Raw genomic sequence first — 607 nt, forward strand, 5'->3', positions numbered from 1 at the left:
TATTAATATCATCTAATACCATAGATGCACCTTCTTTTACTCTTCTTTTTCTTTCATCTATGCTTAGTGAATTGTTTAATTCTAAATCGTTACCTTTTTTAAACCATTCTCCTACAAAAAAACCCATATTTACTCCTTTTTATCAAATAAACAATTGTCCATATCCTTGCTACATCTTTCTTGTTCTTGTTTTTCTTCTTTGGTAAAATCACTTTCAATTACTTTAGCTTGTAAGTAAAAGGCTGGGTTTATTCTATTATTCATTCCTTTCCCTAGATTTGGAAGATTCCTTATCTCAAAGTGTAAATGTGGTGCTTTAGTGCCATTAGCACTACCACTTATACCACTATATCCTATAAGTTCTCCTGCTTTTACTTCTTGTCCTTGCTTTACAAGTATTTTACTTAAATGAGCATATAGTAAATAATATGTGTTTGAGTTTTCATTAAAGCCTTTACCTTTAATATGTTCTTTGTTTGTATATTTTAATTTATAACTGATAAATTTCTTTCTAATTTTTAGAATCTTTATTGCATCTCCTGTTAGTTCTAGGATTATTTGGTTGCCGTAACTTTTATTTCTATTGCCTTTCTTAGCATCAAAAACT

Annotated in this window: 1 protein-coding gene; it reads right to left on the minus strand. The window is 28.7% G+C overall.

The features are described from left to right. Positions 1-129 precede the first annotated feature (129 nt). Positions 130-607: peptidoglycan DD-metalloendopeptidase family protein (locus LS64_RS14065; protein ID WP_153227320.1), on the minus strand; the 478-nt coding region annotated here is incomplete at its 5' end.

Source organism: Helicobacter saguini (assembly GCF_000762875.2).
Classification (GTDB): Bacteria; Campylobacterota; Campylobacteria; order Campylobacterales; family Helicobacteraceae; genus Helicobacter_A; species Helicobacter_A saguini.